Source organism: Anaerococcus urinomassiliensis, assembly GCF_900128425.1.
GTDB classification, from domain to species: Bacteria; Bacillota; Clostridia; order Tissierellales; family Peptoniphilaceae; genus Anaerococcus; species Anaerococcus urinomassiliensis.
Map to the genome: position 1 here is coordinate 1,199,955 of NZ_LT635782.1, position 25,367 is coordinate 1,225,321.

The 25,367-nt window shown below is 34.0% G+C and carries 23 protein-coding genes and 1 pseudogene; 5 read left to right on the forward strand and 19 right to left on the reverse strand.

Annotation, left to right across the window (positions count from 1 at the left end):
- Nucleotides 1-215: 215 nt before the first annotated feature.
- The 7 genes from BQ7474_RS06755 to BQ7474_RS06780 all read right to left on the reverse strand — a co-directional run bounded on the left by BQ7474_RS06755 (nucleotide 216) and on the right by BQ7474_RS06780 (nucleotide 4,869).
- Nucleotides 216-938, reverse strand: a complete 723-nt coding sequence (locus tag BQ7474_RS06755) for a TrmH family RNA methyltransferase (protein WP_073998165.1) — start codon at nucleotides 936-938, stop codon at nucleotides 216-218.
- 11 nt (nucleotides 939-949) lie between these two features.
- Entirely contained in the window at nucleotides 950-1,303 is a 354-nt protein-coding gene (rplT, locus tag BQ7474_RS06760; RefSeq protein ID WP_073998166.1) for a 50S ribosomal protein L20, read from the reverse strand.
- A 22-nt stretch (nucleotides 1,304-1,325) separates the two neighbouring features.
- Nucleotides 1,326-1,523 carry a 50S ribosomal protein L35 gene (gene rpmI / locus BQ7474_RS10530; protein WP_143179993.1) on the reverse strand — a complete coding sequence of 66 codons (198 nt, stop codon included), beginning with the start codon at nucleotides 1,521-1,523 and terminating at the stop codon, nucleotides 1,326-1,328.
- A gap of 3 nt (nucleotides 1,524-1,526) precedes the next feature.
- Complete coding sequence (infC, locus tag BQ7474_RS06765; protein WP_177343664.1) at nucleotides 1,527-2,069, reverse strand: translation initiation factor IF-3; 543 nt, start codon at nucleotides 2,067-2,069, stop codon at nucleotides 1,527-1,529.
- A 154-nt stretch (nucleotides 2,070-2,223) separates the two neighbouring features.
- A complete protein-coding gene (locus BQ7474_RS06770) occupies nucleotides 2,224-3,081 on the reverse strand; it encodes a DegV family protein (RefSeq protein WP_073998167.1) in 858 nt (285 codons plus the stop codon).
- A 93-nt stretch (nucleotides 3,082-3,174) separates the two neighbouring features.
- Nucleotides 3,175-4,029, reverse strand: a complete 855-nt coding sequence (locus BQ7474_RS06775; RefSeq protein WP_073998168.1) for a DegV family protein — start codon at nucleotides 4,027-4,029, stop codon at nucleotides 3,175-3,177.
- Between the two features lie 75 nt (nucleotides 4,030-4,104).
- Entirely contained in the window at nucleotides 4,105-4,869 is a 765-nt protein-coding gene (locus BQ7474_RS06780; RefSeq protein ID WP_073998169.1) for an MBL fold metallo-hydrolase, read from the reverse strand.
- Nucleotides 4,870-4,949: 80 nt separating this feature from the next.
- Here BQ7474_RS06780 and BQ7474_RS06785 point away from each other — a divergent pair, with 80 nt between their 5' ends.
- Nucleotides 4,950-5,429 (forward strand): aminoacyl-tRNA deacylase, encoded by a 480-nt coding sequence (locus tag BQ7474_RS06785; protein ID WP_073998170.1) that lies wholly within the window; start codon nucleotides 4,950-4,952, stop codon nucleotides 5,427-5,429.
- A 23-nt stretch (nucleotides 5,430-5,452) separates the two neighbouring features.
- Nucleotides 5,453-6,046, forward strand: coding sequence for a hypothetical protein (locus BQ7474_RS06790; protein WP_235821485.1), 594 nt, complete (start codon nucleotides 5,453-5,455; stop codon nucleotides 6,044-6,046).
- A gap of 51 nt (nucleotides 6,047-6,097) precedes the next feature.
- Here the strand turns inward: BQ7474_RS06790 and BQ7474_RS06795 are convergent, their stop codons facing one another.
- The 3 genes from BQ7474_RS06795 to BQ7474_RS06805 are packed head-to-tail and all read right to left on the reverse strand — an operon-like array spanning nucleotide 6,098 to nucleotide 10,011.
- Entirely contained in the window at nucleotides 6,098-7,435 is a 1,338-nt protein-coding gene (locus BQ7474_RS06795; protein WP_073998171.1) for an acetyl-CoA hydrolase/transferase family protein, read from the reverse strand.
- A gap of 10 nt (nucleotides 7,436-7,445) precedes the next feature.
- A complete protein-coding gene (locus BQ7474_RS06800) occupies nucleotides 7,446-9,137 on the reverse strand; it encodes an acyl-CoA dehydrogenase family protein (protein WP_218188979.1) in 1,692 nt (563 codons plus the stop codon).
- 16 nt (nucleotides 9,138-9,153) lie between these two features.
- A complete protein-coding gene (locus tag BQ7474_RS06805) occupies nucleotides 9,154-10,011 on the reverse strand; it encodes a 3-hydroxyacyl-CoA dehydrogenase family protein (RefSeq protein WP_073998172.1) in 858 nt (285 codons plus the stop codon).
- Between the two features lie 250 nt (nucleotides 10,012-10,261).
- On the opposite strand from BQ7474_RS06805, the gene BQ7474_RS06810 reads away from it, so the two are divergent.
- A complete protein-coding gene (locus BQ7474_RS06810) occupies nucleotides 10,262-11,320 on the forward strand; it encodes a CaiB/BaiF CoA transferase family protein (RefSeq protein WP_073998173.1) in 1,059 nt (352 codons plus the stop codon).
- 179 nt (nucleotides 11,321-11,499) lie between these two features.
- Here BQ7474_RS06810 and BQ7474_RS06815 read toward each other — a convergent pair whose 3' ends face one another.
- Both BQ7474_RS06815 and BQ7474_RS06820 read right to left on the reverse strand, forming a co-directional pair.
- The gene (locus tag BQ7474_RS06815) at nucleotides 11,500-12,096 is read right to left on the reverse strand and encodes a hypothetical protein (RefSeq protein WP_073998174.1); all 597 of its coding nucleotides are present in this window, start codon (nucleotides 12,094-12,096) and stop codon (nucleotides 11,500-11,502) included.
- Nucleotides 12,097-13,251: an AAA family ATPase gene (locus tag BQ7474_RS06820; protein WP_073998175.1), complete on the reverse strand. Its 1,155-nt coding sequence runs from the start codon at nucleotides 13,249-13,251 to the stop codon at nucleotides 12,097-12,099.
- A 431-nt stretch (nucleotides 13,252-13,682) separates the two neighbouring features.
- Here BQ7474_RS06820 and istA point away from each other — a divergent pair, with 431 nt between their 5' ends.
- Nucleotides 13,683-14,981 carry an IS21 family transposase gene (gene istA / locus BQ7474_RS06825; protein WP_073998176.1) on the forward strand — a complete coding sequence of 433 codons (1,299 nt, stop codon included), beginning with the start codon at nucleotides 13,683-13,685 and terminating at the stop codon, nucleotides 14,979-14,981.
- Nucleotides 14,971-15,720, forward strand: a complete 750-nt coding sequence (gene istB / locus BQ7474_RS06830) for an IS21-like element helper ATPase IstB (RefSeq protein WP_073998177.1) — start codon at nucleotides 14,971-14,973, stop codon at nucleotides 15,718-15,720. The genes istA and istB overlap by 11 nt, the downstream gene beginning before the upstream one ends.
- Before the next feature lie 892 nt (nucleotides 15,721-16,612).
- Here the strand turns inward: istB and BQ7474_RS11105 are convergent.
- The 7 genes and pseudogenes from BQ7474_RS11105 to BQ7474_RS06870 form a co-directional block, all read right to left on the reverse strand.
- Nucleotides 16,613-16,825, reverse strand: a pseudogene (locus BQ7474_RS11105) (type II toxin-antitoxin system RelE/ParE family toxin); the annotation flags it as partial.
- Nucleotides 16,826-16,907: 82 nt separating this feature from the next.
- Nucleotides 16,908-17,180 (reverse strand): type II toxin-antitoxin system Phd/YefM family antitoxin, encoded by a 273-nt coding sequence (locus BQ7474_RS06840; protein ID WP_073998178.1) that lies wholly within the window; start codon nucleotides 17,178-17,180, stop codon nucleotides 16,908-16,910.
- A gap of 2,089 nt (nucleotides 17,181-19,269) precedes the next feature.
- On the reverse strand, nucleotides 19,270-19,926 hold the full coding sequence (locus tag BQ7474_RS06850) for a hypothetical protein (RefSeq protein ID WP_073998179.1): 657 nt from the start codon (nucleotides 19,924-19,926) through the stop codon (nucleotides 19,270-19,272).
- A 182-nt stretch (nucleotides 19,927-20,108) separates the two neighbouring features.
- Nucleotides 20,109-20,528, reverse strand: coding sequence for a hypothetical protein (locus tag BQ7474_RS06855; protein ID WP_073998180.1), 420 nt, complete (start codon nucleotides 20,526-20,528; stop codon nucleotides 20,109-20,111).
- A 102-nt stretch (nucleotides 20,529-20,630) separates the two neighbouring features.
- Nucleotides 20,631-22,778, reverse strand: a complete 2,148-nt coding sequence (locus tag BQ7474_RS06860) for a pilin N-terminal domain-containing protein (protein WP_073998181.1) — start codon at nucleotides 22,776-22,778, stop codon at nucleotides 20,631-20,633.
- Between the two features lie 525 nt (nucleotides 22,779-23,303).
- Nucleotides 23,304-24,491: an acetyl-CoA C-acetyltransferase gene (locus BQ7474_RS06865; protein WP_073998182.1), complete on the reverse strand. Its 1,188-nt coding sequence runs from the start codon at nucleotides 24,489-24,491 to the stop codon at nucleotides 23,304-23,306.
- Nucleotides 24,492-24,518: 27 nt separating this feature from the next.
- Complete coding sequence (locus tag BQ7474_RS06870) at nucleotides 24,519-25,361, reverse strand: 3-hydroxybutyryl-CoA dehydrogenase (RefSeq protein WP_073998183.1); 843 nt, start codon at nucleotides 25,359-25,361, stop codon at nucleotides 24,519-24,521.
- Nucleotides 25,362-25,367: the final 6 nt, after the last annotated feature.

Consider the following 25,367-nt stretch of genomic DNA (forward strand, 5'->3'; position numbering starts at 1 on the left):
ATTTTTGCATAAAAAAATTCCATCCTAAAAAGGACAGAAATTCTGCGGTACCACCTTAATTGATTTTATAAAAATAAAATCCACTCATAAGCTTATAACGGGGCTTAGCCGTATCAATTTTCATATCAAGCTTCATCGGTGAATTATCTAGCCGGAACTTAAAAGGCTCTCATCATCCCCTCTTGCTGTATAAGAATAGCTAAACTTTTGTCGATTCACAAGCTAAGTTTATTCATAATAATGCTAGCTGCAATAGCCGCATTTAGTGATTCAATCTGACCTTTCATAGGAATTTTGACAAATGTATCTGTCAAAGATCTAATCTCTTTGGAAAGACCATTGGCTTCATTGCCTATGGCTAGGATCAAATTGCCATCTATATCACATTCATTAATATCATACCCGGTCATGTCGGCAGATACCATCTTGTAATTTTCTTTTAGTTTTTTTACTTGGTCTAGATTTTTCTTTACAATATTCAATCTAAATATAGAGCCCATTGAGGCTCGCACAGTTTTTTCGTTATATATGTCACAAGTTTTTGGCATAAGGATTATATCAGAAAATCCAAAGGCTTCAGCAGACCTTATGATTGTCCCCATATTTCCTGGGTCATTTATCTGATCTAAGAGCAAGACTCTCTTTGCCGAAACTTCCTTATAAGCTGGCTTTTTTACAACAGCTCCGAAGCCATCGCTTGTAACCATACCAGTAACTTTATCAAAAAGTTCTCTCGTTAGAACTATCTTTGGCAAATCACTCTGGTAATCTTTGTTTTCTTCGCTTAAAAAAATAAAATCAACATCAGCAGAAGAGATGGCCTCTTCTACCAATTTTTTTGATTCTATTATAAAGGAATTTTCCTTATCCCTAAACTTTTTTTGTTTAAGTTTGTTTATATATTTATATTTTTGATTATCACTACTAGCTATAATCATCTATATTGTAATTAAGCGTTTTGATTAGTTAGTTCTACTAATTTTGTGAATTCAGCTGGGTTTTCTACTGCTATTTCAGCAAGCATTTTTCTGTTGATGTCGATGTTTGCTTTTTTAAGGTTGCCCATAAGTTTAGAATAGCTTGTTCCGTTAGCTCTTGCTGCAGCGTTGATTCTTGCAATCCAAAGTTTTCTGAAATCTCTTTTTCTGTGTTTACGACCAATGTAAGCATAGCTTAATGATTTCATTACAGCTTGGTTAGCAGTTTTGAATAAAAGGCTTTTTGAACCGTAGTATCCTTTAGCTTGTCTTAATACTTTTTTATGTCTTTTCTTAGCGTTTATTCCTCTTTTTACTCTTGCCATTTTTCCTTACCTTCCTTTGGGATTACATTCCTAATAATTCTTTTGTTCTCTTATTGTCAGCTTTTGAAAGTAAAGCACCTTTTCTAAGTCTTCTCTTTCTTGCTGGAGATTTTTTTGCTGTTAAGTGGCCTTTATAAGCTTTTCTTCTCATAAGTTTTCCACTTCCTGTAACTTTAAATCTTTTTGCAGCTGCTCTTCTTGTTTTATTTTTCTTTGCCATATATTACTCCTTATTTGTATTTGGTTCTAAAAACATTACTAGAGATCTACCTTCCATTTTTGGCTTTTTGTAAACCACACCGGCATCTCCAAGCATTTGGGTAAATTTGTCCATCAGCTCATAGCCAGGCTCTTTACGTCCTAGTTCACGGCCTCTAAATCTAATAGAAACTTTTACTTTATCCCCGTTGTTTAAGAATTTGATAGATTGATTTGCCTTTGTTTGCAAGTCGTTATCTTCAATATTTAAAGAAAATCTAGTCTCTTTTAGTTGAGCATTTTTTTGATTTTTTCTATTTTCTTTTTCTTTTTTCTCTTGATCGTATTTGAACTTACCATAGTCCATGATTCTAGTAACTGGTGGTTTAGCATTTGGACTCATTAGTACAAGGTCAAGTCTTCTCTCATCAGCACGCTCTAGGGCATCACTAAGAGATGTAATACCAACTTGGTTACCATTTTCATCTATTAATCTTACTTGGTCAGCTCTAATTTCATCATTTATTCTTAAATCTTTTATAGTTATACCTCCAATGTATAATTGCATAAAAAAAGCGGGCACAAAGTACCCGTTTAAATTTTAAAAATAATTTTAAAACTATTAACCTACAAACCAATGTCGGTAGGTGAGTAATTGGGTACTTCTTCGTTGTCTATGCAAAGTATAATACCCTAAATCATAAATCTTGTCAAGACTTTTTTTACTCATTAATTACTAGATAGCCTAAAGCAAATGTCTTGCTACCAGCATGGGCTGATACAACCGATCCAAACCTTCCCTGGTGTATGTTTATAGCCTTTTCTTCTATATCTGCCAGCCTATCTCTAAGTTCATCTATGACATAATCATCCTTGCCAGATACATAAAATAGATAATAATTTTCAGTATCTCCAATGTCTTCTCTAATTTTTTCTTCTATTAATTTGTAGGCCTTTTCCCTGGTAAGTTTTAGCTTAACTAGTTCAAAATCTCCCTTGCCATCTAGTCCCAATAGGGGTTTTACATTAAATATAGTCGATACTTTTTTAGCAACCTTGCCGATTCTTCCACCTGCTTTGAGATATTTTAGTGTATCAAAATAGCAATATCCGTATTGCTTGCCTATGCTAGCATTTAATTTTTCTACTATATCTTCTGCACTTAAGCCTTTTTTAACTAAATCAACTGCATAGTTTATAATGATTCCTTCCATTAAAGATACACTACCACTGTCTATTATATGAACTTTTAGACCGTTTTTCTCCGCAAGATTGGAATTTGTTAGTGTCGCTGACATTTTTGAAGTTATGCCAATATATATAGCGCTATCGTAACCATCTTCCTTAATTTTGGCAAAAAGTTTGCTAAAATCACCAGGAGAAGTAGCTGATGTTTTTGCTGTGTAGTCTCTGTCGGATTCGTTGATTGCTGTAAAGTCATCAGCCTTTATCTCTTTTCTATCCTCATATATTTTATCATCTAATATAACATACAAGTTAGCTACATATATGTTGTTTTCACTTATATAAGCCTCTGATAGATCAGCGGTCGAGTCTGTTATAATTGCTAATTTTTCCATAATTAATCCTTTTCTTATTATTCATATTATATCTATATTTAAATATTTCTCTGTATACAAAAATACTCATGGATAAATCCATGAATAATTTTCTTAGTCTAGGGTAAATATCCCAAATCCAAACAAGCCTGGACCAGTGTTTGCCCCAAGTGTTGGTGATATTTGTACCTTATAAACTTTCTTTGCGTTAGCTATTACATCTGATAAACTTTCTTCTATTTTTGATAGAGCTTGTTCACAGCCACCATGTCCGTAGAATAAGTAATAATCTTTGACATCGGCTACTAAACTTTCACCAATTTTCTTAAGCTCTCTTAGTACTCTCTTCTCTCCTCTAGCAACTTTCGTTAGCTTGAAAACTCCTTCTTCTGGGTTTACAGTTATGATTGGTTTTACAGAAAGGGCATCCCCAATTTTGCCAAAGGTTCTTGGGACTCTACCTCCTTCTACCAAGTATTTGAAGGTTTCCAAGGTAAAGAATACGTTAGAATCGTTCCTCTTTTGATTTAGCTTATCTATAATTTCTTCAAAGGTTAAGCCTTGATCTATCAATTCCTTTGCGTAGATGGCAAAAAATCCTTCGGTCATAGTAAGATTTCTGCTATCAAATACATATGTTTCTAGTCCATCTACATCAAACATCTGCATTAGATTGTTGGTACTTGAGAAATGACTGCTTAGGCTTATGGCTATTAGTTTGTTATAGCCATCGCTTTTGATTTTTTCATAAATCTCAGTAAGATCTCCTGGCGATGCAGTGGATGTCTTTGGCATAGTGTCGTTTTTTTCCATCCAAGCATAAAATTCATCTGGAGAAATCTCTATCCTATCTTTATAATACTTGTTATCTAAGTTAACATACAAAGGCAGAAGGTATATGCCAAGTTCTCGAGCCGTTTCGATATCTATATCTGCTGCAGTGTCAACTAGTACTGCTATTTTTTCCATTTTATTCCCTCACTTATTAACGGAATATAATATACCTTTATTTCTAAGATATAATAATATATTATATCACATTAATCATCTATAAATCATCTCTATTTGATTTTCTTCTCTTATCTCTCTCACATCAGTAAAGTCGTATTTATAATCTTCTTTAAATTTTTTTGATACTTGCTCACTAGATCCAAAATGCATAGGAAAGAAAACTTTTGGTCTAACTTCCCTAATAAAAATATCAGCTCCCTTATAGTAGTTCTCTTCCAGCCTATTATCTAGGGCAAAAAAGCAAATATCTATCTCTTCGTTTTTTATCTTATTAACTTCTGCCATAAAGTCATCGTATTCTTTTCTCATGGTAGAATCATCATTACTAGGCCAAGCCCAAAAGTTTAGATCTCCACCATGGAAAATATTCACTCCATCAACATCCATCAATATTGATACGCCTAGATCTGTAGACCCAAAAGTTTTGACATCAATTATTTTACCGGAAGCTAGTTTGATTTGGTATGTCATATTTTCTTCTACAAAATGAACATTACAAGCCTTATACAAAGTCTTTAGATGGTCCATAGATAGTTTGTTATCTTTGATAAAGACTATATTTTCATCGCTTGGAAGCTCTCCTATATCGCTAGATAGGATGTAGGTCATATTTTCCATATTTGGCAGTTTCAAAATCTCTGATGTGTAGTGGTCACTATGGCCATGAGTAGATACAAAAATAACTTCCTTGTCTTCAGGAATATTTAATTTTCCCTTATAATAATCAAAAACAATAAATAAATCTTTAGTTTCCACACTGTAGCAAGAGTGATAAACATAGGTAATAATATTTTCCATAAATACTCCAATTCTTTTTAGCTTTATACCCATTATCTTTGGATAATTTATAGTATAATAGGCAAATAGGAAGTGATTTTATGAAAAAAGAAATAAAAACAAATGCAATGAGAATATTAGACAACTTAAATATCGAATACGACCACCAAGACTATGGTTTGGAAGGAGATTTTGTCTCATCGGTAGACCTTTCAGAAAAGACCAACCAGGACATACACTACATATACAAAACCTTGGCAACTGTATCAAACACTAAGGACATATATATCTTTGTCATACCTGGGGAAGAAAATATAGATTTCAAAAAAGCTGCCAAGTGCCTAGAAGTCAAAAAATTGGAAATGCTGCCATTAAAAGAATTAAAATCCAAAATAGGCTATGAACGAGGTGCGACAACCTCCCTCGCCATGAAAAAAGACTATCCAGTAGTCATAGATCAAAGCGCCAAAAACCTGCCATATATAAAGATTTCGGCAGGAAAAGTTGGCCATGGACTCAAACTAAAGGCAGAAGACTTAGCGAAAGCAAATAGCGCAAAGTTTTTTGATGTAATCCAATAATTAAAGTTTTTTGATGTGATCCAATGAATATAGAAAAAACCAAACAATATACAAAACTAATCTTCCCAAATGATAAGAATAACAATAATCTCAAGCTTTTGGTGACACTATCGCCCATATTTATAGCTTCATTTGACAGTGGGAAAAATGAACTAGAATATTTGAGCAAAACAATAGAAAAGTCAAAATTCCCCTACGGTCTATATCCCAATTTTTTTGCAGATTTTGATATAGACGACTACAAAAAAGCTTATAAAAATTACCAAGTTGAGGAAGATATATATTTAAACGAGCAAAACAATATAGAATTTAGGATAAACCCTATCGATCATAAGTACCTAGATTCCCTCATAATTCTGATAGAAACAATAATACTTGATGAAAAATCCAACGAGCACTTCACCAAGTATTTTGCCCAAATGAGAGATGATATAGTCAGAAATGGCAGAAGGTCGATCCTTGCAAATGGCATCCAAGGCTTTTATTTATCCAAATATGTTGTGGTATGGATGCTTGACCTATGCCAATATGTAATGGACCATCATCCAGAAAAAAAAGAGCATATCAGACCAATCTATAACTTGGCAAATACACTCAAAATTCCAAGTTCTATTTAATAATTTCAAAACAAAAATCGGGTCAATTGGCCCGATTTTGCTTTTTGTGGATTATTTATTAGATTTTCTCCAAATTTTCATTCTTTCTGCTTCTTTGATTAATTCGTCTCTAAATTGAGGGTGAGCTATTGATATTAAATCTTCTGTTCTTTGCCATACAGATTTGCCCTTTAGGTTTACTATGCCTTGCTCTGTTACAATGTAGTGAGTGTTGGCACGTGTGCCTGTTACCATGGTTCCTGGTGCAAAGTTTGGAACTATGTTTGATACTAATTTGCCATCTGAACCTTCTCTTGCTGATAGCAAGGTTACAAAGGACTTACCACCCTTGGATTCATAAGCTCCTAGCATAAAGTCTAGGGCCCCACCAGATCCAGATATGTGTCTATATCCTATTGATTCGGAAGATACCTCACCTTGCAAGTCAATTTGAATTGCTCCGTTGATACTTACAAAGTTGTCAAATTGTTTGATGACTGATGGGCTATTTACATAGTCAACGCTTCTTACAAGGCATTGTGGGTTGTTTTCCATATAATCGTAAAGTTCGTGGCTTCCTAGGGCAAAGGTAAATACGTGGTTACCCCTGTCTAGTTTCTTTCTCATACCAGTTACCTTGCCAGCTTTGATCAAATCAAGGAATCCGTCTACAAATAGTTCGGTATGGCAACCTAAGTCTCTTACATCAGATTTGGCCAATAGTGAAACTATGGCATTTGGCAAGTTACCAACTCCGATTTGAATGGTAGCGCCGTCTACTATTTCTGGTACTACTAGCTCTGCTACCTTTTCTTCAAGTTCGCCATAGCCCATATTTGGTATGCCTTTAAGCTCTGGGTTGTCTCCTTCGATGATATAGTCAACCTCATCTATGTGGATATTAGCATCAGATCCACCAGAAACTCTAGGCATATTTTCATTGATTTCAAGTATTACTACATCAGCTGTTTCAAAGCCTGCTCTGGTGTATGATCCTGATAGACCAAAGTTGAAGTATCCATCTTTATCCATTGGAGTTACTTGCATTACATAGATATCTGTTGTCAAATATCCTCTTTCAAAATATGATGGCAGCTCAGAATATTTCATTGGTGCATAGAAAGCTTGACCAGTTTTTAATACATTTCTCATAGCTCCCAAACCGTGGTAGCAAGTATAGGTAAAGTGTTCGTTCTCTGGATCTGCGGCAAATACTGCAGGTTCTGTTAGTTCACAACCTCCACGTAGGTGAATATTGTTAAATTCACCCAATCTTTTTGCCAAGGCAGCATCAAAGTATCTAGATGTTGATATAGACCAACCATAGTCTATGTTCATATCATCTTTGACTAAGTCTACTGCCTGATCTACTGTGATTAATTTTTCCTGGTATTTTTCTTGATAAGTCATATAGCTTTACCTAACCCCTTAATTTTTCTATTAATACTGGAAGAATTTCCTTGTAATCGCCCACTATACCATAGTCTGCTTCTGCAAAGAATGGTGCGTTTGGATTGTTGTTTATTACTATGATCTCGTCAGTTTCCTTTAGGCCCAACAAGTGTTGAACTTGACCAGAAATACCCACTCCGATGTATCTTTGTCCTGGGAAGTTTTGGCCAGAAAGTCCTATATATCTATCTATGCCAATCCATTTTCTGCTTTCTGCTATTGGTCTAGAACCACTTACTATAGAACCTGTCTCGCCCGCAAGCTCGTTTATAAGTTCCATATCTTCTTCTTTTTCCAAACCCATACCAAAGGCTACAACATTTTTAGCATCGCTTATTGGTCCATTGATATCAACTTTTTCTGCCTTTAGATTTTCGGCTCCTATTGCTTCTATAAGTTTATCTACTTTTTCTTCTGGAGAACCTTCGTTTATAATAACGTTTTTACGCTCACCAGTTATTTTTCTCTTGGCTTTCTTTGTATCTTTTTTGTCCTTAGAATCTCCTCCAAGTTTACCTATCATGGATCTAGAGATTACTATTTTTTGTACTTCTGATGCACCTTCGTAGATTCTGTTTACTCTGGTATCTCTGTACATTCTTTCTATTGGAATACCACTGATGTATCCAGAACCACCGTGCATTTGCAATGCTTGGTCTGTGATATATCCTGCTGTCTCAGATGCAAATAGTTTTGCCATAGCTGCTGCTTCTAGGAAGTCAAGCTTTTCATCTTTCATCTTTGCAGCTGTGTATACCATATGTCTTGCTGCGTTTACTCTTGTTCCCATATCTGCAATTTTGAATTGGATATCTTGGATTGCTGCTAGAGGTTTGCCAAATTGGTATCTTGATTTGATGTGGTTAATGGCTTCTTCAAGAGCTCCTTGAGCTATACCTAGGGATTGAGAACCTATACCGATTCTACCTCCATTTAAGGTGGTCATAGCTATATTAAATCCTTTTCCTTCAGGACCTAGTTGATTTTCTTTTGGAATTCTTACATTGTTAAAGGTCAATCTTCCTGTTGAAGATGAGTGTAATCCCATTTTACTGTAGGTATCTGGAATCTCAAAACCTGGAGTGCCTTTTTCTACTATAAATGCTGTGATGCCTTTGGTTCCAATACCTGGTGTTGTTAGGGCAAATACTATATAAATATCTGCATATGGTGCGTTTGTAATATATATCTTTTCACCATTGATGACAAATTCATCGCCATCTAATACTGCACTTGTTTGTAGACCACCAGCATCAGATCCTGCATCAGATTCTGTCAAAACAAAGGCTCCTAGTTTTTCTCCACTAGCAAGTTGTGGGATCCAGTATTTCTTTTGTTCTTCTGTGCCCCAATCATATATTGGGCTTGTTGCTGCTGATGAGTGAACTGACATAAATACGCCGACACCTGCATCAACCCTAGAAATCTCTTCAACAAGGATAGCATATTCTAGAAAGCTTTTGCCCATGCCACCGTATTCTTTTGGCCAAGGCAAGCCTAGCCAACCTTTTTCGCCCATTTCCTTGATAACTTCTAGTGGGAAGACATCGTTTACATCCCAATCAAAAGCATTTGGTTTAATCTTCTTTTCTACAAATTCTCTAACTTCATATCTAAAGGCTTTTTGCTCTTCTGTTAGCAAGTAATCCATATTAATCATAGTCATACCCCCCCAATTATTTATTCTCGTAATCGTAGAAACCCTTGCCTGTCTTCTTGCCCAACCAACCAGCTCTTACATAGTTTTTAAGAAGTGGATTTGGTGCATATTTTGGATCTCCATATCCTTCATAAAGTACATCAAGTATATACTTAACAGTATCAAGACCGATGAAGTCAGCCAATTCTAGTGGACCCATTGGGTTATTAGTTGCAAGCTTCATAATTGTATCGATATTTTCTGCACTAGCCACACCCTCGTTTAGGCAAGAAATTGCTTCATTGATGTAAACTTGAAGAACCCTGTTAGAAATAAATCCAGGAACGTCATTACAAACAACTGGAACCTTGCCTATAGCTTCAGATAGGTCATGAATCACTTGGTAAGTTTCATCAGAAGTTTGTAATCCTCTAATAATTTCTACAAGTTTCATCACAGGAACCGGGTTCATGAAATGCATACCGATAAATTTCTCAGGGTTCTTATAACGGCTTGCAAGCTCAGTTATTGGAAGAGATGATGTATTTGAAGCCATGATACAATCGTCACTTACTATTTCGCCAAGATTTTTGTAAAGTTCACCCTTGGTATCCAAGTTTTCAATAATAGCTTCAACAACTACATCTACATCGCTAGCCTCGCTTAGATCTTTACATTCTTTGATATTTGCAAGAGCTTTATTTCTTTCTTCTTGAGTTTTCTTTTCTTTCTTAACATCCTTATCTAGAATACTGGTAATGAAGTCGATTCTTTTCTCTACTGCTCCCTCAAATGAATCGTATAACAATACTTCAAAACCGGATTGGGCAAAAACTTGTGCAATTCCTCCGCCCATTTGACCAGCGCCAACAACTAAAACTTTTTTAACGTCCATTTTTTTAAACTCCTTAAAATATTTATTTTGTCTAGTTAAATTGTTTTCCTTATACATATACCCAATTATTTAAAAAACCTACAAACATTTTCATTGCAGTACATTTTTTCAAAAATTATATCATATAAACTTTAGTATATGTTTGATTTTCAACGATAAAGGGTAATCTACTTATTAGTATAGTTAGCAAACTATAAAAGATAACCAATTACAAACTTTTAAAAAGTGTAAGAAAACGTTAGGAGGATCAATGAACTTACTAGATGATTTGAAAATTTTGGACTTAACAACACTATTGCCTGGACCATATGCTACCTGGCAACTAGCTGAAATGGGAGCAAAAGTAACAAAAATAACTGCTCCAAACAGACCTGACCTAGTTTTGGAAATGGAACCAAAAACAGAAAATGGTATAAGCGCCAACTACGCATGGATGAACCATGCCAAAGATGAAATAGTCCTAGACCTAAAATCAGAAGATGGGGTCAACGAAGTAAAACGCTTGATAAAAGAAGAAGGTTACAACTGTATCATAGAACAATTTAGACCAGGAACTATGGCAAAATTTGGCCTATCATACGACGAAGTCAAAGAATTTGCCCCAGACATCATCTACTGCTCCCTATCTGGTTACGGACAAAACGGTCCATACAAAGATAGAGCAGGCCACGATATCAACTACCTAGCCCTATCCGGCGTGGCAAGCTTCTCTGGTAGAAAAGAATCTGGCCCAGTCCTATACGGAAGCCAAATCGGAGATATCGCATCATCACTAAACGCCATCATAGGAATCTTAGCAGCCCACAACAAAAGAAAAGAAAATGGCAAGGCTATATTCATAGACGTAGGAATCCTAGACTCACTCATACCACTAAACTCAATGCTAGGCGCTGGATCTATGCTAGATAATAACAATCCTACAAGAGAATGCCACTGGCTAAACGGTAGCGGAATATATGACTTCTACCAAACAAAAGATGGCAGATATATATCCATAGGATCAGTAGAAGGCAAATTCTTCAAAACACTACTAGAAGTCTTAGGACACGAAGATTGGCTAGAAGAAGGAGTCACAATAGAATCAGCTGGCCAATACAAAGAACAAATCATAGAAGATATCAAATCCAAAACATTTGACCAATGGGTCCAAATATTCAAAGAAAAAGACGCCTGCGTAGAACCAGTCCTATCAGTAACAGAAGCCCTGGTAGAAAGTGAAAACACAAAAGAAAGATCATCTACCCAAAAGGTAAAGGTAAAAGGAGAAGAAATCCTAACCTACGCCAATCCGATCAAATTTAAAAACTAAGAGAAAAAACGGTGATGAGCGTAAAAATACACCATCACCGTTTCTTATTGTAATCATTTGAGATTAATAGAAATTATGAGCAGATTACAGGGGTATAATAATTGGCTATATTTATAATATCGGCTGGATCTTCCACAGCATCGTCACATTTCATGACTTAAACATTTTCTATCAAACCACTACTTTTCCAATAATCTTTTCATATAATCTATAAAATACACTAAATTACTGTGGTTAACATCAAGGTTTTCGACTTTTTTATTCCCTTTTTTATCTAGTTCTTTTTTATCATAATAATACTTGTCTGGAAGATTACCAATAGCTTTTTCATAGTCTCCATAATTTGATTTTATAAACTTATAGACACCATTTCCTTTTTGATAATCATTTATATACAATTTTTCATAATCTATTCCTATTGATGCAGCGACAAAAACTTCAAAATTGGGATTAGATAGAAATAAATTATTTTTTATATTACTTTTTTCAACTTTATCAACCAGCTTATTCAAATTACGCAATTCTATTTCTTTTTGTTTGGCTCTGTCTAAATCCAGTATGAAAATAAATATTTTATATAATTTTTCATTTTTCTCAAAATACGAAATAGTTGGTAACATACCCTTACCCTCTAAATTGCTGACAGTAATATTGGGAGTAAATAATCCATATTCTTTAAGCAAATTTTCTATATATACTCTCTCACTTATACCTTCACATGCTATATTAACTGTAACCGTTGTCTTTAATCTTCTCTTTGATCTATTTCTCTTCATCTAATAAACCTCAAAAGATCCATCTAAATAAAGTGCAGGTAAATTCTTCTTTTCGTACCTTAGCTCATAATCATCTATAGACCTTATAACAGTCTGATATTTACTATCTTTAGAAAAAACATATAATTGACTTGCATGAAAAGAATCAAAATCCATTAAAATAAGGTTATGTGATGAAATAATTAGCTGGCCTTTTTCATTTTTATTGCTATTTATAATGCTATTAAATATTCTAATAAGAGCTTTGGCTCCTATTGATGAATCTAATTCATCAATAAGCACTGTCTTTCCATCAAAAATACCTAGAATATCAATCAATAAATTTACAATCTTTCGTATTCCTTGGGACTCATAAGCAATATCGTATTTATGGCCTTTACGCTTAATAACTAAATCGTAGCCAATCTTATCTTTAGCTTCTCTTTTGGTATACTCAAAATCATCTATAGTAGAATCAAGGTCGCTAAGTATTTCTATTACTTCTTTCTTATAAAAATCTATAACTTTTTTTTCATCTTCATCTATAAGTCTAAATTGAGGAAAGTATTTTATTTCTTCATTAAAAGGAGATTCAGTTACAACACCTACGCTAGAGATTGTATCAACAAATGATTTAATATAATCTGGTATAAAGTCCTCTAATTTTGATAAAAAAGTATCTGTTGAATTTACAGTATTAAAAAGAGACTCTATCTCATTTTTTTTATCTAAATCAATACCAATTGATAGTTTTTTATTCTCGTATATAAATATTAGATTGTTATCACAAATAAATTCTTCATAAATTATTTCTCTATCTTTATCAAATTCAAGAGCATATTCAAAAACACGCTTATTTACGGATTCTGTAATGCCAATCGAAAATTTTATATTTTTACAATCAAAATTAAAATCCTTATCAAAATCCCTTTCTAAACCATTTTTAATAATTCTCTTAAAAGATGCCAAAGCATAAAACCAGTTAGTCTTACCTGAAGCATTATCTCCAAACAATACAGCTGATTTCATGACTCTTGGAATCTTTTTGGAGTTAGGAATCACAAAGTTTTTTTCATATTTAGTATTAACAATCCTAGCACCAGGACTAGGAGTAAAATAGAGCATCTGAGCTTCATTGAATGAAAGAAAGCCCCCTACTTCAAAATAAACAAGCATATAAACCTCCTTTTACTTATATATTACCACATAATAAAAAAGATAAACAGTTTTTTTGTTTATCTTTATCATTATTATATGATATTATTTATGTCGGTATAGAGTAACTTTATTTTTTTACTTATAACGATATCATAATAAATTATCCTTATAGGCTGAATAAAATCTTAAATAAGGAAATGTATTAAGAAAGATCCTTCGGTCGTGTTCACTCCCTCTAGGATGACAGGCGTGGTGATACTCACTTATTAATTCTCTGAATAATGATGAATAACATATTACCCCTGTCATTCTGAGCGGATGCGAAGAATCTCCTAGCTAAACTGTACATTGTAAATGCTAAAATAAGAATGTACAAAAGTGGTCAAATAAAAATGTACAAATAAAAACTTAATTGGATAATACATTTAATAAAATAATCAGGAGAATATATGTATTACCAATTAGAACTAAAAGATTCAAAATATTTTGAAATAAAGAATCTAAATGACTTAAATAAATTAAAAGTTTTTGAGGAGGTGTTAAATATTAAAGTCATTTTTTCAGAAATAGCAAAAGATTTAGGTGTTGATAGAAGAACTGTAAAGAAATACTATGATGGATACAATAAACCTAATACTAAGGAGAAGGCGAGTAAGATAGATCCTTTTATCCCCTTAATTAGGGAGCTTTTATGTGATTCTAGTATACAGAAGTTTCACTACAAAACTAACTTGTATCAATACTTAGTTGATAATTATGGTTTAGATGTTGCATCATCCACATTTAGACATTTCATAAAAAATCATGAGGAGTTTAATCAATATTTCGTTAAGTCTAATAAAATTAGTTCTAGTGTCAGGTGTATGAGATATGAAACTGCCCCAGGAGAGCAAGCACAGATAGACTGGAAAGAAGATTTTACCTTTTTAACTACAGATATAGGTTATGTTAGCTTAAATATCTTTGTCTTTATCCTAGGATACTCTAGATACTCTATCTACTATGCAAGCTTAGATAAAAGACAATCAACCATATTTTCCTTTCTAAGTAATGCTTTTGAAAAATTAGGAGGAGTGCCCAGTGTAATAGTTACAGACAATCTAAAGACTGTTATGGATAAAGCAAGAAGTGAATATCACAAAGGTGAAATTAATTCTAAGTTTTATGAATTTGCTAAAGATTATGGATTTAAGGTTCAACCTTGCATAGTTAAAAGACCACGAACAAAAGGTAAAGTTGAAAGCCAAATGAAAATATTAGATGAGTTAGATGCTTATCAAGGAAAGCTATCATACAAAGAACTGATAGATAAGGTTGGAAAGATAAATTTAAGAAAGAATATGAGTATCCACCAAGGAACATCTAAAACTCCGATATCCTTGTTAGAAAAAGATAAAGGCTCCTTAAAAGCTCTTCCATCTAAAGAGATTAGGAGCCGATATCAAAACCATCAAAGCATTGTCAAAGTTAACGAATCTTCGATGATATCATACAAATCTAACCAATATTCTCTACCAACTGAATACATCGGAAAGACCGTAACACTACAAGTAGAAGACAACTACTTGTACCTGTATGATACCACACAATTAATAGTTAAGCATAAAATTACCAATAAAAAGCTAAACTATCTTAAAGAACATTATCAAGAAATAACTAAAAAGACAATGCCCTACAAAGATGAAGTAGACATAAAAAAATTCTCAAAAGAAAACTTAAAAAAGATAGGAGCCTTGTTTGACAATTAAAGAAACCAGCAATTACCTAAGATTAAAAGAAAATTTAGAATACTTAAAATTAAAACAATTCATCTTACACATAGATGATCAAATAGCTGATAGGAATACCTCTTTAATAGAATCCTTGTTAAAATTAACGGATTATGAAGTAGATACAAAAAGAATAAACGCAGCCAATCAGATGGTAAAAACAGCAGCATTTCCTTCTTTAAAAGACATATCAACTTTTGATTTCTCCTTTCAACCTAGCATTAATGAAAGACAAATTAAAGATTTATGTCAATTAGGGTTTCTAGAAAACAATGAAAATATAGTATTTCTAGGATCGAGTGGAGTAGGCAAAACTCATTTATCAATATCAATAGGTATAGAAGCGGCAAGACAAAGATATTCAACATATTTTATCAAATGTGCAAATCTACTAGAAAATCTAAAGAAAGCTCAAGATGAAAATAGGTTAGAAGCAAGACTAAAGCATTACGCCTCTTACAAGCTTTTGATAATAGATGAATTAGGCTATCTGCCTATTAGTCAAGGAGATGAACGACTCCTATTTCAACTAATAGACAGAAGATATGAGAAGAAATCAACAATAGTTTCAACTAATATTAATTTTTCAGATTGGGAAAGTATATTTTATGATACAAGAATAGCTAACGCTATACTTGATAGAATTCTTCATCATTGCACTGTTATTCAGATTGTAGGTGATTCTTATAGGCTAAAGGATATTGTTAACAAGGAGTAAATTGTACATTCATATTTAGCCAAAAATGTACATTTTTATATTGACATTTACACTGTACATTAAAAGATCCTTCGGCCTACGCCCTCGAGGATGACAAGGAGAAGAAAGTCAATACCACAGCCACACTGTCATTCTGAGCGGATGCAAAGAATCCCTTGGATGAAGGGTACTTCGCGAGATCCTACGGTCGCGTCCACTCCCTCAGGATGACAGCGTGGGATAGATGCTTTAAAAAGTACATGTCTATTGGTAATAACACTATCATTGTGCCTTCCCATTGTCATTCTGATCGGATGCGAAGAATCCCCTGGATAGACTGTACTTTATGAGATCCTACGGCCTGTGGCCTCAGTCGGCTCCGTTAGCCAAATCATATAGATTTGGACTTCGCGACATTTGACCTTCCATCAATTTCATCTAAAGTTCTTCGGATTCACATTCGTTTATCTCGAAGATGACAAATTTACAATTTGCCACCCTAGATTTAGGGACTTGTATAGGTCAAGAAGGATGACAGGGGGTACGTACATTTTTATTAATAATGTCAGCCCAAGCAACTACGATTGTCATTCTGAGCGGATGCGAAGAATCCCTTGGATGAAGGGTACTTCGCTAGATCCTACGGTCGCGTCCACTCCCTCAGAATGACAACGGGAAGAGCATAAAAACAACCAACCACTACCTGTCATTCTGAGCGAATGCGAAGAATCTCCTGGATAGACTGCACTTTGTTAGATCCTTCGGTCGGCTACCTTAGCCAAATCGCCCTATATGCGACGGGTGGACTGCTAGGATTCTAAATAGATAGTTTGAATTATTCTACCACTTCCAATGAGCAAAGCGAATGCACGGAGAAATCTACTTAAATAATCATTAAGTCTAGATAATAATATTATATAAGTTCAGCAATATCTCTTCTAGAATAAAGTATCCTTCTAACTTCCATCACATCATCTATAACTACATAAAATATAGCATAACTGTCAACATTTATCCTATAATATTGATATTGTCTCGTTTTACTAGAACTATATGGTGCATACATTAAAGGATTATCAAGTCTTTTTATTATTGCTTTTTCAACTTTATCAACTAACTTATGAGCAGCAGCAGGATTTTGTTAATCCACAGTAATGTAATCAACTATCTCATTTAAATCCTGCTCAAATAATGGTAAGTAATTAATTCTATAGGTTTGATTGTTCATCTATCCTGTTCCTAATATTATTAAAAACATCATTATGTTCTAATCTCTCTGTATTAGTATCAGCAATCATATCAGCCTGGTCCAATTTTTTCTCAATAGTATCTGTCAAACTTGCATAATGATCTAAGCTCATTACAACCATTGATCCATATCCATTTTTAGTTAGAAAAATAGGTGAGTCGGTGCTATTAACTTCTTTTTCAATTTCTGTAAAATTATTTCTCAAATCTGATATAGGACGAATATTTATCATAATTTATAACTCCTTTTATCATAATTATATCATTACTTTATACATTCTCAATTATACATCTTAATCACAAACAAATTTAAAAATAATATATCCAACTTATTACATATAATAGGGTTTATTCAATAAGCTTTATTAAATGAGCAAAATGAATGATGTATAGACCTATTTGTAAATGTCAACCGAAAATTGGTCTATAAATAGTGAAAAAATTGACCACACTTTTCCTTTCCCATAGGGGAAAACCCAGGGGACTTAATAAGCCTGTCCGGCTCGTGGAGGACATGCCCCTTATGCCCTTCCCGGCATCTACGGTATGATCTTAGCATCTATTAACTATAGTTATATAAATCTCTTATAAATACCAATATTATCTACTGTAACCTCTATCCCTTGGGGACCCTTTAAGGGCGTTGTCCTCACTCGCCGGACTGGCTGGCGTTCGCCCTCCAAAGTCTCCCCAAACCCCTACCAAACTCACCCTAACGGCCACTCGCGTGGGGCGATGTTGTGGTATAAACACCAATTTTTTCCAACGCTAAGCTTATAAACATTTAGGATATATTGTTCAAATTGGTAGGTTAATAATAAAGGGAATTTTTTTGAATTTATTAATGTCTTTTGTTTAATAATTATTTTAGTTTATACCTTCGACTCCGGGGTGCAGGGCGGTAGGGGCGACAGATGCCCCTTTTGCCCTTCCCCGGGCCCCCGACCCATTTCACCCCTCTGCCACTCGCGTGGGGCGGAGTGAATTATCAACATCAAAAATAGGGTTTTATCAATCTCAAATTTCTAAAAATCGCAAACTCGCTACGCTCAAACAGTGCGATTTTCTAAACGAAATTATGAGATCTTAAAACACCAATTTTTTCCACCTCTAAGCTTAGTTATGTTTCCCGGCCCCCTGTCATTCTGATTGAGCGCTAGCGAAAGAAGAATCTCCTGGCGTAGTGTTTCTCTATGAGATCCTTCGGTCACATTCGTTCCCTCAAGGATGACAGGTGTGCCAGAGTTATTTATGCATTGAATATAAATATACTATAAAAAAAGAATTTGCGGAGCAAACTTCTACTGCTCATTGCTCCACGCAGTGGCGGTGGGGGTGTAGAAGGTATAGGGGGATCGGGGGAGTTAAACAACCGTTAATTTCGGTTGTTTAACCCGGAAACTAAGTGCGGATGCACGAAATAGCTTTTTAAAAGCGAGTTTCCGTAGGAAAAAGGGGTCTGTCCGAGATCGGCCGGACTGGCAATTGCTACCCCTAATTCCTATCCTCCGAGGTACTAAGGTACAGCCTTAAAAAATATTTAAATAAAAGATTTTGATTACTAAAATAAAATAAAAATATTTTCTTTTTAAATTCTTTGTAAAGATCCTTCGGTCGCTTACGCTCCCTCTAGGATGACAGAGAAAAGCGTCAATACCACCCACCCCTGTCATGTTGAGAGTATGCGAAAAATCTCCTATACAAACATATTCCCCTCAAAGATCCTTCGGTCAGTCCTGTAAGGCCCTCCCTCGAGGATGACAGGTGCGCTTGGACATTTTATAGGATGCATATGTTTAAGAATAATACTTAATATACAAAAAGCCACCAGAAATATATTCTAGTAGCTATTGTGTGTAATCTTGATTGAAAACTTATAATTTTATATATATTAGTCTCTTGTACTATATAAAAGTAATATACCTATTTAAATTAACTAAATCTTGTTCATTTAATATAATATCCCTCGGGGCTTTATTATTTATCTTGTTTAACAAAATATTAAATACATCGTCACTAACATCTCGTCTCGATTGTGTTAAAAGTTTTACATCGTAAGTTACATTCAACGAATTAAAAAATTTATCACAGTCAATTCTCGTTTTCTTATTAAAAGGATTTCTATTAGGGTCTGGACTCTCATCATGATAAGAGGTAATTGGATTGCTCTCAGCTTTTAGCATATAAGGTTTAAGTGTCTGGCATTTAAGAAACTTATGTTTATTATTATTAACTGATCTACAAATATACATATGAGAATTAGTAGCAAGTTTAGAATTTATATTTGGGTATGGAAGTTTAATTGTAATAACGTCTTTTTCTCTAATCAATATCCATTGCTCCATTCTCATCAATCTCAACATATACTGGATTGTGCAATCCTCCGTTTTCCACTACCTCAGATAGTACATCCATATGTTCCTCGGTAAGATTATTATAATCATCATCTGATATTAAAATATTATAGTTAGATATTGGCAAAATTTTAATATTATTAATTAGATCTATAGGATACATTTCTCTAAGTGTATTCAATAGTTTAACATCATCATCACTAAAATCTTCTATATCTAAATTGACCTGCTGTTCTCCTGACAGAATCCTATCTTTTTTTGCACTCCACAAATTTAATTCGTGAGTTAAGTTGGAAAGTTCATTCTCGTTTAATATAGAAACAATAAAATCAGCTAATTGAACTCTTTCCATATCAATATCAGAATTATCAGCATCATTTATTTCTTTACATTTGATTAAAAACTCAGAATTATCCTTAGTATAGTCTCCCCACAAATTGCTAAAGACTGGACCTCTTTTCCAACCTCTTAAGTGATCGAATTCAGCATGTTCTCCATCAATTCTACTAAACAATTCATAAAAAAGCACAAATTTCTGTAGCTTAAGAGGAGAATCGAAAGCTGACTTGTTATTATTTAATAACCAAGCACTTAAATTTAATTTTCTATTGCTTGAATAAAGCATGACATCATCTCCTTAAAATTTATTAATTTGAATTGCCAAAATAAATTAATAGTTAGTCTAATTATACAAGCATATAAATTAAAATCAATTAAGCATTCTGATATTAACTAAGTAATCTTTTTGAATGTTTACTCTTATACTATACATTATTTAATAGAATTAGACTTGAAAGCGATAAGATATTATTTCTTATTGTTTGATAATTTCTTTTTGTAGCTAAGACCTTTAACTGATACAGTTAATATCTTAATGCATATTAGAGCTAATATAATTTGCTTATAATCTGCAAAATCTTTTGTTTCTAAGCCTATATATGCAAATACGAAAGTTAAGACAGTAATAATACCATCAATAATATCAAAAAAATCAATAACAAAATCATAATCATTAGTATTAAACATATTGCTAGATTCCATTATTTTCATTATTAATAGTGTTAATAATATACTAATTAATATTAATGCGCCAAGTAATATTATTTCATTTTTAATCAATGTTTTTAATAAATAAGATATAGCCAAATATATTAAAATTGATATTGCCACTACTAATATTGATAAACCAACTTTCATATCATTTTTTGTTTCATTAGAAAGATCCATAAAATATTCCTTTATTTAGTTTTTATAAAAAAGAGCCCAGGGTTTTATCCTGAGCTCTCTTATTGCTTTTTCTTATTTAGTTTTTTGTTACTATTTCAGCGATTATGCTTCAACAGCGTTTCTTCTCTTCATTACGAATGCTAGTCCCATGATTGCAAGACCTGCTACGATAAAGATTAGTGAACCAATACCACCAGTTTGTGGGATTGTTACTTTCTTGTTTGGTACTTTTTTAGCATTATTTTCAGTATCAGTTGTTTCATATTTAATATCTACATCTTTTGTAGAGTATGAACCTTTTTCAACTTTAAATTCAACAGGTTCTTGTAATTTAGCATAGTCTTTTGGAGCTGTTTTTTCTTCTAATTTGTAATCACCATATGCAAGACCAGTAATTTCAAATTTACCATTTTCATCTGATGTCAATACTACAGCTTCTGCAGGGATATTTCCTTTTTCATCTTTTGCTTTGAATTCGTATTTGTTAGAGTTAGCAAATACTGCTTCATTGTAAGCCTTTTGTTTTTCATCAACTAATGCTTTAGCAGTTTTTCCTTCTTCACCTTTTTGTTGTTCTTCAGAAAGTGCATTGTATGCTTCAACAGCTTTATCTAGTGCATCTTTTGCTGTTTTAACTGCTTCGATATCAGCTGGTGCAGATGGTACTAAGTATTCTCCTGCTGCGTTAGTAACGTAGAATTCAGCTCCAGCAAGTCTTTCTGTACCTTCTTGGTTTGTTTTTACAAATTTCTTACCACCATTAACAACCTTTGGATTTGTTGGTTTTAATGTTTTTGGATTGTCATTATCAATTTTATTTACAATGACAATTTTACCATTTTCATCAACTTTTTGATATTCAGGTTCATAACCTGAAACAGATTCTACTACTCTGTAAGTTTTAGTGTCATCTAAACCTTCAAAGGTTTCTGTAAATCCTTCTTTATAACCAACTTCTTTTTCTTGAACATCTTTCCAAGATCCATCTTCTTGTTGTTCTTGAAGTGTAAATACAGCTTTTACATGTCTATCAGCTTCTGTTATTTCTTTTCCATCAGCAGCCCATGATTTTTCTACTGTGATTTTTCCTTCAGAAGGTTTTGTTTCTGTTGGTTCGTTTTCAAAACCAGGTTTGTTGCTGTAATCAAATGTTACATTATTTTCTTTCACTTGATCTGGTTTAACTGTTCCGTCAAGATGAGCAGAATATGTCAATGTTAGTTCAACTTCACCATTTGCTGCAGCATTTTCTACTTTTGTAAGACCATCTGTTGTAAATACAAGTCTAAATCCTCTATTTGTTTCATAAAGGTTGTAGTCTGTTCCTTTTACTAAACCTTCAAGACCAGAAATTTCTAAGTCTTTATTATATACAAGACCTTCTTGCATTTGGTCGTCCCAAACTAATTTTTTGTATTTAGCTTTTGCTGGGATTTTTGTTTTAACTTCATATGGTATTTTTTTACCAAGTTCTGAAGTTACTTTTTCTTTTTCTTTAGAATAGTTGTCGTAATTTGCACCAACTGTTTCTTCGGCTCCATCTGCAGATTCTTTTTCTCCAGCTAATTTTGCTTCACCTTTGCCATATTTGAAGTTCTTGTCGATTTGTGGTTTTTCTTCTGTGTTCTTTGGATATACGTGAGCTTCTTTTACTACACCGTCATTGTTAACTAATGGAAGTGTAATGTCTACTGGAACAGCTTTCATATCTGTTAGAGTTTCACCATCTTTACCAACATATGAAGATTCTTCGTGAATTTCTTCAATTAAGAAATCACCTTTAAGACCTTTAGTATTGAATGCAATACCTTTATCTTCTGTTTCGCCGGCTAGAAGTTTAACACCTTCTTCTAGTTCAGCGTCTAATGAATCAGCCACGCCATAAACAGGATCTTTTCCTTCTTCTTCCTTAATTGTTACATATTTTCCTTTGTTTTCTCCGTCATTATATTTGAATGCGAAGTATACGCCTTTTATTTCTTCTGAGCCAGTACCAAAGTAACTTCCGATATCTTGGATTTTGTTTCCATTATATTCGGTATCATCTAAACCTTTATGTCCTGGAAATACATCCTTTTTTTCCTTATCTTTTGCATTTAGATTATCTTTTGATTGAAGAATCTTGTGTAAGGTAACTGTTTCAGTAGTTTCTTCAGCAGCATTAGCGCTTGTGAATGGAGCAACTAGTACACCGATTACCATTGCAAAAGCTGTTAAGAATGACAAAATTCTATTTGTTGCTTTTTTCATTTTGTTTTTTTCTCCTTTGTCTTGTATTTTGCGAAAAAGCAATTTGATACACTTCTTTTCCCAACGCTATGTGACTTAAGTATCTACGTTATGTAGGCTAGCATTTTCCCGTGAGAAAATATAGTGTATCTAATCTGTTTGATTCTTTTGATAAAACTTCGAAAATACTTAGAAGAATCGCCAAGTATTTTTTCTAGGGTATCCTAGCTCGATCGGAGTCGATCTTTGAAGAAAGTAATAGGTTGACATTATTCGTTGATAAGATTTCAACTACTTGTAACGCGATTACGCACTATAAGTACGCAACAATTACTTTGTTGCCTATATTATATATGATTTGAAAATAACATACAATACCTTTTTGCTCGAATTTAGACATTGTAGGTAAATTGGCCAATATTGATAAAAAATTTGTTGTGATATTGGGCATATTAGTTGATTGTCTAGATATTTCTTTAGGCTATTTCCTGCTAATCAGATAAAACCCCAAAACCTTTTTGGTTGAGGTTTTGGGGTTGTTTGTTATTATGGTCTTTCTACTACTATTGCTGTACCCATACCGCCACCTATACAAAGTGTTGCGATACCTTTTTTAGAGTCTCTCTTTTGCATTTCATATAGTAGGGTTGTGAAGATTCTTGCTCCACTTGCTCCGATTGGGTGACCGATTGCTATTGCTCCACCGTTTACGTTTACTATGTCTGTGTTTAGACCTAGTTCTTTGATTACTGATAGGGCTTGGGCTGCGAATGCTTCGTTTGCTTCGATTAGGTCAATGTCTTCTAGTGTTAGGTTAGCTTTTTCTAGTGCTTTTCTTACTGTTGGGATTGGGCCTGTTCCCATGATTGCTGGGTCTACACCTTCTGTTGCATATGATACTATTGTTGCTAGTGGTGTTACGCCTAGTTCTTTGGCTTTTTCTTCGCTCATTACTACTAGTGCTGCTGATCCATCATTTAGTCCAGATGCGTTTGCTGCTGTTACAGTACCACCATCTCTCTTGAATGCTGGTTTTAGTTTTGAGATACCTTCTGCTGTTACGCCTTCTCTGATGTGTTCGTCTGTGTCTACTACAGTAACGTTGCCTTTTCTATCTTTTACTTCTACTGGTACGATTTCGTCTTTGAATCTACCTTCAGCACGTGCTTTTTCTGCTCTATTTTGGCTTAGTGCTGCTAGTTCGTCTTGTTCTTCTCTTGTTAGGCCAAATTTTTCAGCGATATTTTCTGCTGTCATACCCATGTGGTAGTCATTGAATGCATCCCAAAGTCCGTCTTTGATCATTTCATCGACAACTTTTTTGTCTCCCATTCTTGCTCCCCATCTTTCGTTGGTTAGTAAGTATGGTGCGTTTGACATTGATTCTGTACCACCTGCTACTACAACATCAGCATCTCCTGCTTTGATCATTTGTGCTGCTAATGATACGCTTCTTAAGCCAGATCCGCATACTATGTTCAGTGTCATTGCTGGTTTTTCTTTAGGGATTCCTGCTCCTAGAGATACTTGTCTAGCTATGTTTTGGCCTTGGCCTGCTTGTAATACGCAACCAAATACTGTTTCGTCTACATCTTCTGGTTTGATGCCTGCTCTATTGATAGCTTCTTTTACTGCAGTGATTCCTAAGTCTTTCGCAGATACTGATTTTAGTGATCCACCGTATGAACCTACTGGTGTTCTTACTGCGCTTGCTATTACTACTTTTCTTGTCATTATATTTCCTTTCTTTTTATAATTGTCTTATTTGCTGTAATCGTAGAAGCCTTTGCCTGTTTTTCTACCTAGGTCACCAGCTCTAACCATTTGTCTTAGGAGTGGGTTTGGTCTGTATTTGCTATCGCCAAATTCGTTATATAGTACTTCCATTATTGCTAGGCATGTATCAAGTCCGATTAAATCTCCTAATGCAAGAGGTCCCATTGGGTGGTTTGCACCAAGTTGCATACCTTTATCGATATCTTCAACGCTTGCTAGTCCATCAGCTAGTACGCCAACTGCTTCGTTGATCATTGGGATTAGAAGTCTGTTTACTACAAATCCTGGTCCTTCTTTTACTTCTATTGGTTGTTTGCCTAGTTTTTCTGCTAGTTCAAATATTGCTTTATTTGTTTCATCAGATGTGTGAAGTCCTCTGATTACTTCAACAAGTTTCATTACTGGAACTGGGTTGAAGAAGTGCATACCAATTACATTTTCTGGTCTATTGGTTACTGCAGCTATGTCTGTTATTGAAAGTGATGATGTGTTTGATGCAAGGATTGCGCCTTCTTTTACAACTTCATCTAATTCTTTGAAGATGTCTTTTTTAAGTTTTGGATTTTCTGTTGCAGCTTCGATTACTACGTCACAGTCTGCCAAGTCTTTTACTTCTGTTGTGTAAGAGATGTTTTTTAGAGCAGCTTCTTTTTCTTCTTCTGTCATTCTTTCTTTAGAAACTTGTTTAGCGTAAGATTTTTCTATTCTTTCTTTTGCTTTTTCTAAGAATTCATCTTTTATATCTCTTACTACTACTTCGTAGCTTTTAGCAGCAGTTTCTACAATACCGCCACCCATGATTCCTGATCCGATTACACCAATTTTCATTATTTC

Bases quoted from the DNA above. Each gene is read 5' to 3' on its own strand.
- BQ7474_RS06755 (WP_073998165.1), bottom strand. From the start codon at position 938: ATGATTATAGCTAGTAGTGATAATCAAAAATATAAATATATAAACAAA.
- rplT (WP_073998166.1), bottom strand. From the start codon at position 1,303: ATGGCAAGAGTAAAAAGAGGAATAAACGCTAAGAAAAGACATAAAAAA.
- rpmI (WP_143179993.1), bottom strand. From the start codon at position 1,523: ATGGCAAAGAAAAATAAAACAAGAAGAGCAGCTGCAAAAAGATTTAAA.
- infC (WP_177343664.1), bottom strand. From the start codon at position 2,069: ATGCAATTATACATTGGAGGTATAACTATAAAAGATTTAAGAATAAAT.
- BQ7474_RS06770 (WP_073998167.1), bottom strand. From the start codon at position 3,081: ATGGAAAAATTAGCAATTATAACAGACTCGACCGCTGATCTATCAGAG.
- BQ7474_RS06775 (WP_073998168.1), bottom strand. From the start codon at position 4,029: ATGGAAAAAATAGCAGTACTAGTTGACACTGCAGCAGATATAGATATC.
- BQ7474_RS06780 (WP_073998169.1), bottom strand. From the start codon at position 4,869: ATGGAAAATATTATTACCTATGTTTATCACTCTTGCTACAGTGTGGAA.
- BQ7474_RS06785 (WP_073998170.1), top strand. From the start codon at position 4,950: ATGAAAAAAGAAATAAAAACAAATGCAATGAGAATATTAGACAACTTA.
- BQ7474_RS06790 (WP_235821485.1), top strand. From the start codon at position 5,453: ATGAATATAGAAAAAACCAAACAATATACAAAACTAATCTTCCCAAAT.
- BQ7474_RS06795 (WP_073998171.1), bottom strand. From the start codon at position 7,435: ATGACTTATCAAGAAAAATACCAGGAAAAATTAATCACAGTAGATCAG.
- BQ7474_RS06800 (WP_218188979.1), bottom strand. From the start codon at position 9,137: ATGATTAATATGGATTACTTGCTAACAGAAGAGCAAAAAGCCTTTAGA.
- BQ7474_RS06805 (WP_073998172.1), bottom strand. From the start codon at position 10,011: ATGGACGTTAAAAAAGTTTTAGTTGTTGGCGCTGGTCAAATGGGCGGA.
- BQ7474_RS06810 (WP_073998173.1), top strand. From the start codon at position 10,262: ATGAACTTACTAGATGATTTGAAAATTTTGGACTTAACAACACTATTG.
- BQ7474_RS06815 (WP_073998174.1), bottom strand. From the start codon at position 12,096: ATGAAGAGAAATAGATCAAAGAGAAGATTAAAGACAACGGTTACAGTT.
- BQ7474_RS06820 (WP_073998175.1), bottom strand. From the start codon at position 13,251: ATGCTTGTTTATTTTGAAGTAGGGGGCTTTCTTTCATTCAATGAAGCT.
- istA (WP_073998176.1), top strand. From the start codon at position 13,683: ATGTATTACCAATTAGAACTAAAAGATTCAAAATATTTTGAAATAAAG.
- BQ7474_RS06840 (WP_073998178.1), bottom strand. From the start codon at position 17,180: ATGATAAATATTCGTCCTATATCAGATTTGAGAAATAATTTTACAGAA.
- BQ7474_RS06850 (WP_073998179.1), bottom strand. From the start codon at position 19,926: ATGCTTTATTCAAGCAATAGAAAATTAAATTTAAGTGCTTGGTTATTA.
- BQ7474_RS06855 (WP_073998180.1), bottom strand. From the start codon at position 20,528: ATGGATCTTTCTAATGAAACAAAAAATGATATGAAAGTTGGTTTATCA.
- BQ7474_RS06860 (WP_073998181.1), bottom strand. From the start codon at position 22,778: ATGAAAAAAGCAACAAATAGAATTTTGTCATTCTTAACAGCTTTTGCA.
- BQ7474_RS06865 (WP_073998182.1), bottom strand. From the start codon at position 24,491: ATGACAAGAAAAGTAGTAATAGCAAGCGCAGTAAGAACACCAGTAGGT.
- BQ7474_RS06870 (WP_073998183.1), bottom strand. From the start codon at position 25,361: ATGAAAATTGGTGTAATCGGATCAGGAATCATGGGTGGCGGTATTGTA.